The organism is Bacillus sp. B25(2016b) (assembly GCF_001679765.1).
GTDB lineage: Bacteria > Bacillota > Bacilli > Bacillales > Bacillaceae_G > Bacillus_A > Bacillus_A thuringiensis_K.
This window is the reverse complement of sequence record NZ_CP016285.1, coordinates 4,499,083-4,511,694: the sequence shown is the minus strand read 5'-3', so window position 1 is coordinate 4,511,694 and position 12,612 is coordinate 4,499,083. Positions and strand designations below refer to the sequence as shown.

Below are 12,612 nucleotides of genomic sequence, written 5' to 3'. Positions count from 1 at the left end.
GACATGCCGGGGTGGCGGAACAGGCAGACGCACAGGACTTAAAATCCTGCGGTGGGTGACCACCGTGCGGGTTCGACCCCCGCCCTCGGCACCATATGCGCCCGTAGCTCAATTGGATAGAGCGTTTGACTACGGATCAAGAGGTTAGGGGTTCGACTCCTCTCGGGCGCGCTTTTATTAACGGGAAGTGGCTCAGCTTGGTAGAGCACCTGGTTTGGGACCAGGGGGTCGCAGGTTCAAATCCTGTCTTCCCGATATTCCAAAAAAACATGGGGCCTTAGCTCAGCTGGGAGAGCGCCTGCCTTGCACGCAGGAGGTCAGCGGTTCGATCCCGCTAGGCTCCACTTATCTTAAATATCATTTATGGCGGTGTAGCTCAGCTGGCTAGAGCGTACGGTTCATACCCGTGAGGTCGGGGGTTCGATCCCCTCCGCCGCTACCATAAAGGACCTTTAGCTCAGCTGGTTAGAGCAGACGGCTCATAACCGTCCGGTCGTAGGTTCGAGTCCTACAAGGTCCACCATTAGACGTATATATCTCGGAGGTATACCCAAGTTCGGCTGAAGGGATCGGTCTTGAAAACCGACAGGCGGCGAGAGTCGCGCGGGGGTTCGAATCCCTCTACCTCCTCCATTTTTTCTAAAGTAAATATTTTATCATCGCGGGGTGGAGCAGCACGGTAGCTCGTCGGGCTCATAACCCGAAGGTCGCAGGTTCAAATCCTGTCCCCGCAACCAAATGGTCCCGTGGTGTAGTGGTTAACATGCCTGCCTGTCACGCAGGAGATCGCCGGTTCGACCCCGGTCGGGACCGCCATTTTTACATAAAGGCTCGGTAGCTCAGTCGGTAGAGCAGAGGACTGAAAATCCTCGTGTCGGCGGTTCGATTCCGTCCCGAGCCACCATTTTGAAGTCGCAAGCCGACTTAGCTCAATTGGNTTCATGGCTCACCATTTACAATTTAATGCGGGTGTAGTTTAGTGGTAAAACAAGAGCCTTCCAAGCTCTGGTCGAGAGTTCGATTCTCTTCACCCGCTTTTCAATTATGGGCCTATAGCTCAGCTGGTTAGAGCGCACGCCTGATAAGCGTGAGGTCGATGGTTCGAGTCCATTTAGGCCCACCATAATTGTTCCGCAGTAGCTCAGTGGTAGAGCTATCGGCTGTTAACCGATCGGTCGTAGGTTCGAGTCCTACCTGCGGAGCCATATTTATAGAGAAGTACCCAAGTGGCTCAAGGGGCTCCCCTGCTAAGGGAGTAGATCGCGAACGCGGTGCGAGGGTTCGAATCCCTTCTTCTCTGCCAGAACTGGCCCGTTGGTCAAGTGGTTAAGACACCGCCCTTTCACGGCGGTAACACGGGTTCGAATCCCGTACGGGTCATACTAAAAGAGATAGCATAATCTGCTATCTCTTTTTTGTTGTGTAAAAGTGGACTTTGGATACTCTGCTTTTTTAGGCAATAGAAGAAATATGAAGTATGGGCTGTTGCAGTTGGGTATATAGAGCCGTAAATACAATCATGTTGTTTATTTGGGCCTGTATGAATATGAAGGAACTATCTATCTAACAAATGATACCTCAAGTTGAACTTTTACCCCAGCTGTATGGCTGTAGCCTCCTACACTTGGAGAAACCGATGAAAATACATCCGGGAGCTACTGTGGAAAATAAATAATATATAGAAGAAGCTGCTTTCTCTCAATAGGTGTGACCTACTGAAGACAGCTTTTTTATGTTGTCATTATTGTCGAGTTTTGTCGGTAAGCCGATATATTGCAAAAATCGCTGATATAATTTGAGTTACGGTCGATAAATTTTAATAATCGCTGATATATATGGAGTTACGGTCCATATATTCTAAAAATCGCCGATATAATTTCACTTACCGACAAAAACCACAAGAAAATCCCTTTCACAATCTAAAGAAAACGCCTCCATTAAAATGGATTCCACACCTATTCCAATAACTTTACATCATATGTGAAAAAGTTCACAAATAGGTCATAATTTGTGAAGTAATTCACAATAATACGTGCTACAATATGAATGTAAAGAAGTTAAACAACATTAAATTAGTATTTTAATTAATTACTTAAACAATCATAAAAAATAGATGTGAACAATAGAGAGGGGAAATTACCATGAAAAAAGGTATCAATCGTGTAGTATTAGTAGGAACAGGAGCTGTAGGTTGTAGTTATGCTTACTCAATGATCAACCAAGGTGTAGCTGAAGAATTCGTATTAGTAGATGTTAATGAAGCAAAAGCAGAAGGGGAAGCAATGGACTTAAGCCATGCGGTACCATTCTCTCCATCACCAACAAAAGTTTGGAGCGGTAGCTATGCAGATTGTAAAGATGCAGATTTAGTAGTTATCACTGCTGGATTACCACAAAAGCCAGGTGAAACTCGTTTAGACCTAGTTGAGAAAAATACAAAGATCTTTAAACAAATCGTTCACGGTATTATGGATAGCGGATTCGATGGAATCTTCTTAATCGCAACTAACCCAGTTGATATTTTAACTTACGTAACTTGGAAAGAATCTGGTCTACCAAAAGAGCGCGTAATTGGTTCTGGTACTACTTTAGACTCTGCTCGTTTCCGTTACATGTTAGGTGACTACTTAAATGTAGATCCACGTAACGTTCATGCTTACATCGTTGGTGAACACGGTGACACTGAACTTCCAGTATGGAGCCATGCTACTATCGGTGTACAAAAACTAGAAACAATTTTAGCTAATAACGAACAGTACAAACAAGAAGACTTAGATAAAATCTTTGAAAATGTACGTGATGCAGCTTACCATATCATCGAGCGTAAAGGTGCAACTTACTACGGAATCGGTATGTCACTACTTCGTGTAACTAAAGCAATTTTAAACAACGAGAACAGCGTATTAACTGTATCTGCATACCTTGAAGGTCAATACGATGAGAAAGATGCTTATGTAGGTGTTCCAGCTGTAATTAACCGTGAAGGTGTACGTGAAATCGTAGAGCTTGAGTTAAATGAAGAAGAAAAAGCGAAATTCGCTCATTCTGTAAAAGTATTAAAAGAAACAATGGCACCAGTACTATAATAATTACTAAATAATTCAGAGGTGGGAAACTGCTTCTTACCTCTGAACTTATATAATTTAATATAAATTCCTTTTCCGGTTTCCCTTGTATATCCCCAATATACCCCTTTTGCTGGATAAGGGTCGTTTATAGAAAAAGAGCACTCTACTTTACGTAGAGTGCTCTTTATTATTCCGCTATTTGCCGGGCAGTAAAACCTCGACTGATTAAAGTTTCACTTTATTATTTTTTAGGCATTAATCCTAATTGCTTTAAAATATCTGTCAGTGTACCGCTTTTGGATTTTTCAGCAGCTGTTTGTGATTTAGATGCATCTAGCTCTTTTTTCAAGAAGTTCTTTTCAACGAAGCGAATATCTTTTTCATCGACAATCCCATCTTTATTAAGGTCTCCGTCTTTTACAGTTAGTCCTTTTTTACCATAGTTGCTAGCGATAATTTCAGCATCTTTAATATCGATTACTTTATCAGCATTTACATCGCCGGCAAGGTTTTCGTCAGGTCTTGCATAATAATATTGGCCAAGCAGCTTACCGTCTTTTTCAGTACCAAGTTTCGTTGTTAGGCGGCTTGTTAAATGTCCTGGCACCTCTACATATAAGTTATAGTCGCGTTTATTAACTGGAAGTCCATTTAGTTTGAAGTATCCGTATTTATCTAGTGAGCCTTCAAACTTATGACGATAAGAATCAGTCGCATATACTTTTACGCCAAGCTTTGTATAATCGAACTTTTCATCTAAATAGCCACGTTCATTTAAGAATGCACCAGGTTTAATATTTCCTTCTACTAGTGAATTTAAGGACATAACTGAGAATGTTTGATCTTGAAGTACACGCATTCTATTTGGTTCTGATTCACCTTGTTTCCAGTAAACAAAAATTGGTGACTCTAATTGAGCGTTTGCTTCATAAAATTCATCATTTTCTACTTTGAAAGTTACATCAATGAACGGGAAATCACCACCTAATCCAGCAAAGTTTTTGTCATCGATAGCACCGCCAACTGTAACAGAACCTGTCTCTAGTTTCGGTTCATTTACTTTTGCGGTTACCCCTTTGTCGGAAAGTAGCTTTTCAAAAGCAGGATTAAATTTCGCATTTCAATAACATTGTGACAAAAAATATTGAGAAACATTTTTTATGACAGATTATTTTATTTTGATTTTGAGTGGAAAATAGCATGAAAAATAGGATAAACATAATAAAATAAAGGTTGAGAAAAATAATTGGTAAAAATATAGAAGAATAATAAAGCGTTTTCAATGAATATTCGTCAAAATTCGATATTTTACACGGAAATGTGAAGAAAAACTAACATTTTTAAGAAAAAAACGAATGTTTTTTATAAATTAACAAGGATATTGCAGTTTTTCACAGAAATAGTTAAAGTATAAAAAATTCTGTCATCTAAGTGAGGTGAGCATATTGAGTGTAATAAATTGTGAAGAAGTGAAACGAGATGAGTTTCATACAGAAAAGTACTATGAAAGTTATAACATCTTTGGCGCACATGTTGTGACGGAAGATGAGATTCAAGGGGTACGATTTACAGTGTGGGCTCCTCATGCGAAAGCAATGAGTGTTGTTGGAGATTTTAATAAGTGGGATTATGAGCAACATAAGATGCTACAAGTGACAGAAGAAGGCATTTGGTCCTTATTTATACCGCATATTGAAGAAGGAGAAATATATAAATATGCGATTGAAACGTTGGCTGGTGACGTCATTTTAAAGGCAGATCCGTATGCTATATATGCAGAAGTAAGACCGAATACGGCATCTGTAGTTTTTGATATAAAAGGATATGAATGGAATGATAAAAACTGGAATCGTAAGAAAAAGAAAAAACCGATTTATAAAGAAGCGATGACAGTTTATGAATTACATTTCGGTTCTTGGAAAAAGAAAGAAGATGGAACACTATATTCTTACAGGGAAATGGCAGAAGAACTCATTCCGTATGTGGTGGAACATCAATTTACACATATTGAAATTATGCCGCTTGTTGAGCATCCATATGATCGTTCTTGGGGATATCAAGGAACGGGATATTATGCAGCGACGAGTAGATTTGGTACACCGCATGATTTAATGTATTTTGTCGACGAATGTCATAAATATGGAATCGGTGTCATTTTAGATTGGGTACCGGGGCATTTTTGTAAAGATGCTCACGGTTTATATTTGTTTGATGGCACACCGACCTATGAATATAAAGATAAAGATGTACAAGAAAATCTAGTATGGGGAACTGTCAATTTTGATTTAGGAAAGAGAGAGGTACGTAATTTCTTAATTTCAAATGCGTTATTTTGGATGAGATATTTCCATATTGATGGTTTCAGAGTAGATGCAGTTGCGAACATGTTGTACTGGAATAAAGAAGGACAAGAGCAAAGTAATGAGTACGCTGTGTCATTTTTACGGGAGTTAAATGAAGCGGTGTTTGCAGAAGATGAAGATTTTCTTATGACGGCAGAAGATTCAACAGCTTGGCCACTTGTAACAGCTCCAACGTATGAAGGTGGGCTTGGATTCAATTATAAATGGAATATGGGCTGGATGAATGACGTGCTGAAATATATGGAGTGTGCGCCAGAGTACAGAAAATATATTCATGAGAAAATGACGTTCTCTTTACTATATGCTTACTCTGAAAACTTCATATTACCCCTTTCTCATGATGAAGTCGTTCATGGGAAAAAGTCGTTATTAAATAAAATGCCAGGTGATTACTGGGATAAGTTTGCTCAGCTTCGTTTATTATATGGATATTTCTTTACTCACCCAGGAAAGAAATTACTTTTCATGGGAGGAGAATTCGGGCAGTTTGATGAGTGGAAAGACCTTGAAGATTTAGATTGGAATTTACATGATTTTGAAATGCATCGTTATATGCATGATTACTTTAAAGAGCTCATAGCATTGTATAAGCGCTCAAAACCACTTTGGCAGCTTGATCATTCGCCTGAAGGTTTTCAGTGGATTGATGCTAATAATAACGAGCAAAGTATTTTCTCGTTTATCCGCCAAGGAGATAAACAAGAAGATGCGTTAGTTATCGTATGTAATTTTACGAAAGCTACATATGAAAACTATAAAGTAGGTGTACCAGATTTCGAGTATTATAACGAGATTTTAAATAGTGATGCTGAGCAATATGGCGGGTCAGGGCAAGTAAATAAGAAACGTCTGAAAGCAATTCAAGAACCGTATCATAATCAAGCAGCACATGTAGAAATTACAATTCCACCATTTGGCGTATCCATATTACGACCAGTGAAGACGAGAAAGGGGAGCAAAAAACAAGATGGCTCAAAAACAAAAGTGCGTAGCAATGTTACTAGCAGGGGGAAAAGGTAGTCGATTAAGTGCATTAACAAAAAATTTAGCCAAGCCAGCTGTTCCATTTGGTGGTAAATATCGCATTATCGATTTTACGCTAAGTAACTGTGCGAATTCTGGTATTGAAACGGTTGGGATTTTAACGCAATATCAACCACTTGAACTTCATAATTATATCGGAATCGGCAATGCGTGGGATTTAGACCGAGTAAGCGGTGGAGTCACAGTGTTACCTCCTTATGCGGAGTCTTCAGGTGTGAAGTGGTACACAGGTACGGCAAGTGCCATTTATCAAAACTTAAACTATTTAAGTCAGTACGAACCAGAGTACGTTCTTATTTTATCGGGCGACCATATTTATAAAATGGATTACAGTAAAATGCTAGATTATCATATTGAGAAGGAAGCGGATGTTTCCATTTCTGTTATTGAAGTACCTTGGGATGAGGCGAGTCGTTTCGGTATTATGAATACGAACGAAGAGATGGAGATTGTTGAATTTGAAGAGAAACCGCAATTTCCAAGAAGTAATCTTGCATCAATGGGAATTTACATTTTTAACTGGGCAATTTTGAAAGAGTATTTAGAGATGGATGCAAGAAATCCTGAATCTAGTAATGATTTCGGAAAAGATGTACTTCCGCTTTTATTAGATGAAGGGAAGAAGTTGATGGCGTATCCGTTTGAAGGATATTGGAAAGATGTTGGAACGGTTAAGAGCTTATGGGAAGCGAATATGGATTTACTGCGCGATGAAACATCACTGAATTTAAACGATCGTAATTGGCGTATTTATTCTGTAAATCCAAATGAGCCACCTCAATATATTGCAGAGCAGGCAAAAGTAGAAGAATCACTTATTAACGAAGGATGCGTCATTGAAGGGGACGTGAAGCATTCTGTATTATTCCAAGGGGTGACGGTAGAAGAAGGTAGTATGGTTATTGATTCTGTCGTTATGCCAGGAGCAAAGATTGGAAAAAATGTTGTGATTGAAAGAGCAATTGTTGGATCGGAAATGGTTATTGAAGATGGAACAATTATTCGTCCGGAAAAAAATGTTGACGATGTAGTACTCATTGCTGAAGGGAAATAGAAAAGGGGGATGAAATGAATGGGAGAAAAAATGTTAGGAATTATTAATGCAACGGGAAGTTTTCCTTCCTTAAAGAAAGTAACAGGGCATCGTTCACTAGCGGCGTTACCGTTTGGGGGCCGTTATCGACTCATTGATTTCATGCTTTCAAATATGGTGAATTCTAATATTCATAGTGTAGCGGTTTTTACAAGTCATAAAAACCGCTCGTTAATGGACCATGTTGGTTCAGGAAAGCAGTGGGATTTAGATAGAAAAAGAGACGGACTATTTTTATTCCCACCAAATTGCCAATGTGACCAAGATGAATTTGGATCTTTTGCACATTTTAGAAGACATATTGATTATTTTCTAAGAGCTAGAGAAGAATACGTCGTTATTACGAATAGCCATCTCGTAACAGCATTGAATTTCCAGGCGGTGTTAGAGCGACATATACATACGGCAGTTGATATTACGGAAGTTTGCCATGAAGGGGTTTCGCTTCAAACATACGTGTTAAAGAAAAAATTATTGTTAGATTTATTTGAGTCATATAAAGATTTGGAGCAATATAGCTTATTCGATGTGGTGAGAGAAAAGCGCGGAAAATCACTGCATATTGCTACTTATGAGCATACAGGATATGTAGCGATTATTGATTCGATTGAAAGTTACTATAAACATAGCTTAGAAATTTTGCAACCTGCTATTTGGAAGCAAGTATTTAAGAAAGAAGCACCGATCTTTACGAAAGTAAAAGATGAACCACCAACTCGTTACTTAAAAGGTGCAGCCGTGAAAAATACAATGATTGCAAACGGCAGTATTATTGAAGGCGAAGTAGAAAATAGTGTTATCTCCCGTTCTGTTAAAATTGGAAAAGGTTCCATTGTTCGTAACAGTATTATTATGCAAAAGAGCCAAATTGGAGATAACTGTATAATAGACGGTGTTATTATTGATAAAGACGTGAAAATTGGTGACGGTGTTGTACTAAAAGGAAACGCTGATGAGCCATACGTTGTAGAAAAAGGAAGCGTTCAAAACAGTACGATTAATAGTTATTCTTAAAAGAATCAGTGGGGGTCTTCCTCCACTGATTAAAGTTTTAATTCAAATGAAAACTCGAAGGGAGGAAGCTGCAAGGGAAGTAGTATAAGCTTTTCGTGCAGTGGGACAACAAGTGAATATTTTATTTGCAGTATCAGAATGTGTACCATTTGTTAAATCGGGAGGCTTAGCTGATGTAGCAGGTGCGCTCCCAAAAGAGCTAAAAAAATTAGGGGTGGACGTTCGCATTATACTCCCGAATTATAGTCTTATTCCGCCAAAGTTAAGGGATGGATGTACGTTACATAAAGTAATTAACGTCCCGCTCGGGTGGAGAAATCAATATTGTGGAATTTTAAAAGGTGAGCAAGACGGAATTACGTATTACTTAATAGATAATGAATATTATTTTAAGAGAGATTCTCTGTATGGTCATTATGATGACGGAGAGCGTTTTTCTTATTTCTCAAAAGCGGTGTTAGAGTGTATTCCGCACCTTGATTTTGAAGTGGATGTTCTTCATAGCCACGATTGGCATACGGCTATGGTTAATTTCTTACTTCGTGAAAAGTATCAAGATAACCCGTTATATGAGCGTATTAAAACGGTATATACAATTCACAACTTGCAGTTCCAAGGAGTATTTCCTCCTGAAGTGATGTACGACTTGTTAGAGCTTGGTGATGAATATTTTCATAGTGAGCAGCTAGAGTTTTATGGGAATGTGAACTTTATGAAAGGCGGTATTATCGCTTCGGATCAAATTACAGCGGTGAGCCCAACATATAAAGAAGAAATTCAATATGAATTTTTCGGTGAGAAGTTAGATGGATTACTGCGAAAATATAATGATAAGCTAAGCGGCATTGTAAATGGTATTGATACGAGCGTATATAATCCAGAAACGGATTCGTATATTAAGGCTCAGTATGATGCAGATTCATTATATGAAAAGAGTAAAAATAAACGCGCTTTGCAGCGTTATTTTGGTTTGCCAGAAAAAGAGGATACACCAATTATTTCAATGGTAACGAGATTAACGAAGCAAAAAGGTCTTGATTTAGTACGTACTGTATTCCACGAAATAATGGAAGAAGATGTACAATGTATTATTTTAGGTTCAGGTGATTCGGAATATGAGCAATTCTTTGAGTGGATGGCATATGAGTATCCGGAGAAGGTAAAAGTTTATATCGGATTTAATGAAGAATTAGCTCACCAAGTGTATGCGGGAAGCGATTTGTTTTTAATGCCATCACTGTTTGAACCGTGTGGACTTGGACAACTTATCGCATTAGCGTACGGTACAATTCCAATTGTAAGAGAAACAGGTGGATTAAACGATACGGTACATTCTTATGATGAAGAAACAGGCGAAGGAAATGGTTTCAGTTTCATGAACTTTAATGCACATGACATGCTGCATACGATTCAGCGTGCGATTGAATTCTATCACGATAAACCAGTGTGGGAGCAGCTTGTAAAACAAGCGATGACTGAAGATTATAGCTGGGAGCAATCGGCTCTTGCTTATAAGGAATTGTATAAAAGTCTCATGGAATAACATGTAGGTGGTGAAAAAATGTTTACTCATGTTGAAAGTTTTAAATCAACTTTTCTAGAAAAGTTAGAGACGATGTATGGTAAAAGTTTTAAAGATTCTACAACTCGTGATCAATATAATACGCTCGGCCATATGGTACGTGAGTATATGAATAGTCAATGGATTGCAACGAACGAGAGTTATCGATCCGGAGAGCAAAAGCAAATGTATTACTTGTCTATTGAGTTTTTGCTTGGACGTTTGCTTGGAAGTAACATCTTGAATTTAGGTATTCGAGATGTATGCGAGCAGGGGTTATCTGAACTAGGGATTTCGTTACAAGAGTTAGAAGAAGTGGAAGCAGATGCAGGCCTTGGTAATGGTGGGCTTGGACGCTTAGCAGCCTGTTTTCTCGATTCACTTGCCTCTTTAAACTTGCCAGGACACGGCTGTGGAATTCGTTATAAACATGGTTTGTTTGATCAGAAAATTGTTGATGGTTATCAAGTTGAATTTCCAGAACAGTGGCTTCTTCATGAAAACGTATGGGAAGTAAGAAGGCATGATCAAGCTGTAGAAGTAAGTTATTTCGGCAGTGTTGAACCGCTAGAAATTGACGGGCGTTTAGAGTTTAGGCATACAAATGCAGAAGTCATTATGGCCGTGCCATATGATGTGCCGGTAGTTGGCTATGAGACGAGTACTGTAAATACACTTAGACTTTGGAATGCTGAACCAGTTCCTTTCCCGCAAAACTGCAAAGATATTTTGAAATATAAGCGCGAAACAGAGGCTGTATCGGAGTTTTTATATCCAGATGATACGCATGATGAGGGAAAAATACTTCGTTTAAAACAACAGTATTTCCTCGTATCAGCAAGTTTGCAAAATATCGTTCGAATGCATAGAGAAAGATATGGTGACCTTCGTCAACTACATGAAAAAATTGCGATCCATATTAACGATACACATCCAGTTTTAGCAATTCCGGAACTGATGCGTATTTTACTAGACGAAGAAAAGTTAGCATGGGAAGAAGCTTGGCACATAACGACGCAGACGATTTCTTATACGAATCATACAACGTTATCAGAAGCGCTCGAAAAGTGGCCAATTCACATTTTTAAACCGTTATTACCGAGAATTTATATGATTATTGAAGAGATTAATGAACGTTTCTGTCATGAACTTTGGGAACAGTATCCGTATGAGTGGGATCGTATTGAAGCAATGGCAATTATTGCACATGACCTTGTGAAAATGGCTCATTTAGCGATTGTCGGTAGCCATAGCGTAAATGGTGTAGCGAAAATTCATACGGAAATATTAAAGCAGCGGGAAATGCGATTGTTTTATGAATTTTATCCAGATAAGTTTAATAATAAGACGAATGGAATTGCTCATAGGCGCTGGCTTATGAAAGCAAATCCACAGTTAACAAATCTCATTTCAGAGGCGATTGGAACAGAGTGGAAGAAAGAACCGATTAAGCTTCAAGAGCTACAATTAGTTCAATATGATGCGAGTTTCCAAGAGAAATTTGCAGAGGTAAAACAAGAGCGTAAAGAGATTTTAGCGGAGCGTATTCATAATACAATGGGGATTACCATTGATCCAAATTCTATTTTTGATGTGCAAGTGAAAAGATTACATGCTTATAAACGACAATTATTAAATGTTCTTCATATTTTATATTTGTATAACCGTTTGAAAGAGGATGCTAGTTTTACATTTTATCCGCGTACTTTTATTTTTGGAGCGAAAGCATCACCTGGCTATTATTACGCGAAAAAAATTATTAAATTAATAAATGAACTCGCAAGAAAAGTAAATAATGACCCGTATGTCAGTCAATATATGAAAGTTATCTTTCTAGAAAACTATCGAGTTTCTTTAGCGGAAGATATATTTCCGGCAGCGGATGTAAGTGAACAAATTTCAACGGCGAGTAAAGAAGCATCGGGAACAGGTAATATGAAATTTATGATGAATGGTGCGATTACACTCGGAACGCTAGACGGTGCTAACGTTGAAATAAAAGACCGGGTCGGTGATGATAACTGTTTCATTTTCGGTTTAACGGCCGAAGAAGTTCTTCATTACTATCAAAATGGTGGATATCGTGCAAGTGATTATTATCATCACAATGGGCACATTAAAAAGGTAGTAGATCAGTTAACGAATGGTTTCTTTGCACAGTCGGGAGCCGAATTTGAAGCAATTTACGATTCTCTCGTTATTCAAAATGATGAATATTTTGTTCTGCGAGATTTTGGTCCATATGCGGAAAGGCAAGAAGCTGTCGGTAGAGCTTATGAGAACCGAACGAAGTGGCTAGAAATGTCGATTTTAAATATTGCACAGTCTGGTCATTTTGCGAGCGATCGAACGATTTTGCAGTACAGTAATGAAATTTGGGGTATTGGTAATACAGTTAAACAGTTTTAAAGAGGTTGCTATATTGGGAGATATATTATCGATTTACCAACAGAAATGGATATTAATAAA

Annotated in this window: 6 protein-coding genes, 15 tRNA genes and 2 pseudogenes; 21 read left to right on the top strand and 2 right to left on the bottom strand. The window is 38.5% G+C overall.

The genetic code is table 11. The annotated features are described in order from the left end of the window. Nucleotides 1-5: 5 nt before the first annotated feature. The 15 genes from BAQ53_RS23205 to BAQ53_RS23135 all read left to right on the top strand — a co-directional run bounded on the left by BAQ53_RS23205 (nt 6) and on the right by BAQ53_RS23135 (nt 1,380). Nucleotides 6-94: transfer RNA gene (locus BAQ53_RS23205), tRNA-Leu, on the top strand. A gap of 3 nt (nt 95-97) precedes the next feature. Then, nucleotides 98-171, top strand: a tRNA-Arg gene (locus tag BAQ53_RS23200). Between the two features lie 10 nt (nt 172-181). Next, nucleotides 182-255, top strand: a tRNA-Pro gene (locus BAQ53_RS23195). 16 nt (nt 256-271) lie between these two features. Next, a tRNA-Ala gene (locus BAQ53_RS23190) sits at nt 272-344 on the top strand. 21 nt (nt 345-365) lie between these two features. Beyond that, nucleotides 366-442: transfer RNA gene (locus BAQ53_RS23185), tRNA-Met, on the top strand. Between the two features lie 4 nt (nt 443-446). After that, nucleotides 447-523 (top strand) — tRNA-Ile (locus tag BAQ53_RS23180). A 17-nt stretch (nt 524-540) separates the two neighbouring features. After that, nucleotides 541-633: transfer RNA gene (locus tag BAQ53_RS23175), tRNA-Ser, on the top strand. A gap of 27 nt (nt 634-660) precedes the next feature. Further along, a tRNA-Met gene (locus BAQ53_RS23170) sits at nt 661-737 on the top strand. Between the two features lie 3 nt (nt 738-740). Continuing rightward, a tRNA-Asp gene (locus BAQ53_RS23165) sits at nt 741-816 on the top strand. Between the two features lie 12 nt (nt 817-828). Next, a tRNA-Phe gene (locus BAQ53_RS23160) sits at nt 829-904 on the top strand. Nucleotides 905-965: 61 nt separating this feature from the next. After that, nucleotides 966-1,036 (top strand) — tRNA-Gly (locus BAQ53_RS23155). Nucleotides 1,037-1,046: 10 nt separating this feature from the next. After that, nucleotides 1,047-1,123: transfer RNA gene (locus BAQ53_RS23150), tRNA-Ile, on the top strand. 7 nt (nt 1,124-1,130) lie between these two features. After that, nucleotides 1,131-1,205: transfer RNA gene (locus BAQ53_RS23145), tRNA-Asn, on the top strand. A gap of 7 nt (nt 1,206-1,212) precedes the next feature. Further along, a tRNA-Ser gene (locus BAQ53_RS23140) sits at nt 1,213-1,303 on the top strand. 5 nt (nt 1,304-1,308) lie between these two features. Beyond that, a tRNA-Glu gene (locus BAQ53_RS23135) sits at nt 1,309-1,380 on the top strand. Between the two features lie 97 nt (nt 1,381-1,477). Here the strand turns inward: BAQ53_RS23135 and BAQ53_RS23130 are convergent. Next, nucleotides 1,478-1,655 (bottom strand): annotated as a pseudogene (locus tag BAQ53_RS23130) (IS4 family transposase); the annotation flags it as partial. A gap of 486 nt (nt 1,656-2,141) precedes the next feature. Here BAQ53_RS23130 and BAQ53_RS23125 point away from each other — a divergent pair. Then, nucleotides 2,142-3,086: an L-lactate dehydrogenase gene (locus BAQ53_RS23125; RefSeq protein ID WP_208906284.1), complete on the top strand. Its 945-nt coding sequence runs from the start codon at nt 2,142-2,144 to the stop codon at nt 3,084-3,086. 223 nt (nt 3,087-3,309) lie between these two features. On the opposite strand, the pseudogene BAQ53_RS23120 reads toward BAQ53_RS23125, so the two are convergent. Then, a pseudogene (locus tag BAQ53_RS23120) lies at nt 3,310-4,188 on the bottom strand (S8 family serine peptidase); the annotation flags it as partial. A 325-nt stretch (nt 4,189-4,513) separates the two neighbouring features. Here BAQ53_RS23120 and glgB point away from each other — a divergent pair. The 5 genes from glgB to glgP all read left to right on the top strand — a co-directional run bounded on the left by glgB (nt 4,514) and on the right by glgP (nt 12,552). Beyond that, a complete protein-coding gene (glgB, locus tag BAQ53_RS23110) occupies nt 4,514-6,451 on the top strand; it encodes a 1,4-alpha-glucan branching protein GlgB (RefSeq protein WP_074594204.1) in 1,938 nt (645 codons plus the stop codon). After that, a complete protein-coding gene (gene glgC / locus BAQ53_RS23105) occupies nt 6,399-7,529 on the top strand; it encodes a glucose-1-phosphate adenylyltransferase (protein WP_000057614.1) in 1,131 nt (376 codons plus the stop codon). Before glgB ends, glgC begins: the two co-directional genes overlap by 53 nt. 18 nt (nt 7,530-7,547) lie before the next feature. After that, nucleotides 7,548-8,582, top strand: a complete 1,035-nt coding sequence (gene glgD / locus BAQ53_RS23100; protein ID WP_208906281.1) for a glucose-1-phosphate adenylyltransferase subunit GlgD — start codon at nt 7,548-7,550, stop codon at nt 8,580-8,582. 112 nt (nt 8,583-8,694) lie between these two features. After that, nucleotides 8,695-10,125 carry a glycogen synthase GlgA gene (gene glgA / locus BAQ53_RS23095; RefSeq protein WP_208906280.1) on the top strand — a complete coding sequence of 477 codons (1,431 nt, stop codon included), beginning with the start codon at nt 8,695-8,697 and terminating at the stop codon, nt 10,123-10,125. A gap of 18 nt (nt 10,126-10,143) precedes the next feature. After that, nucleotides 10,144-12,552, top strand: coding sequence for a glycogen phosphorylase (gene glgP / locus BAQ53_RS23090; protein ID WP_061884703.1), 2,409 nt, complete (start codon nt 10,144-10,146; stop codon nt 12,550-12,552). Nucleotides 12,553-12,612 lie beyond the last annotated feature (60 nt).

Bases quoted from the DNA above. Each gene is read 5' to 3' on its own strand.
- glgP (WP_061884703.1), top strand. From the start codon at position 10,144: ATGTTTACTCATGTTGAAAGTTTTAAATCAACTTTTCTAGAAAAGTTA.
- glgD (WP_208906281.1), top strand. From the start codon at position 7,548: ATGGGAGAAAAAATGTTAGGAATTATTAATGCAACGGGAAGTTTTCCT.
- glgC (WP_000057614.1), top strand. From the start codon at position 6,399: ATGGCTCAAAAACAAAAGTGCGTAGCAATGTTACTAGCAGGGGGAAAA.
- BAQ53_RS23125 (WP_208906284.1), top strand. From the start codon at position 2,142: ATGAAAAAAGGTATCAATCGTGTAGTATTAGTAGGAACAGGAGCTGTA.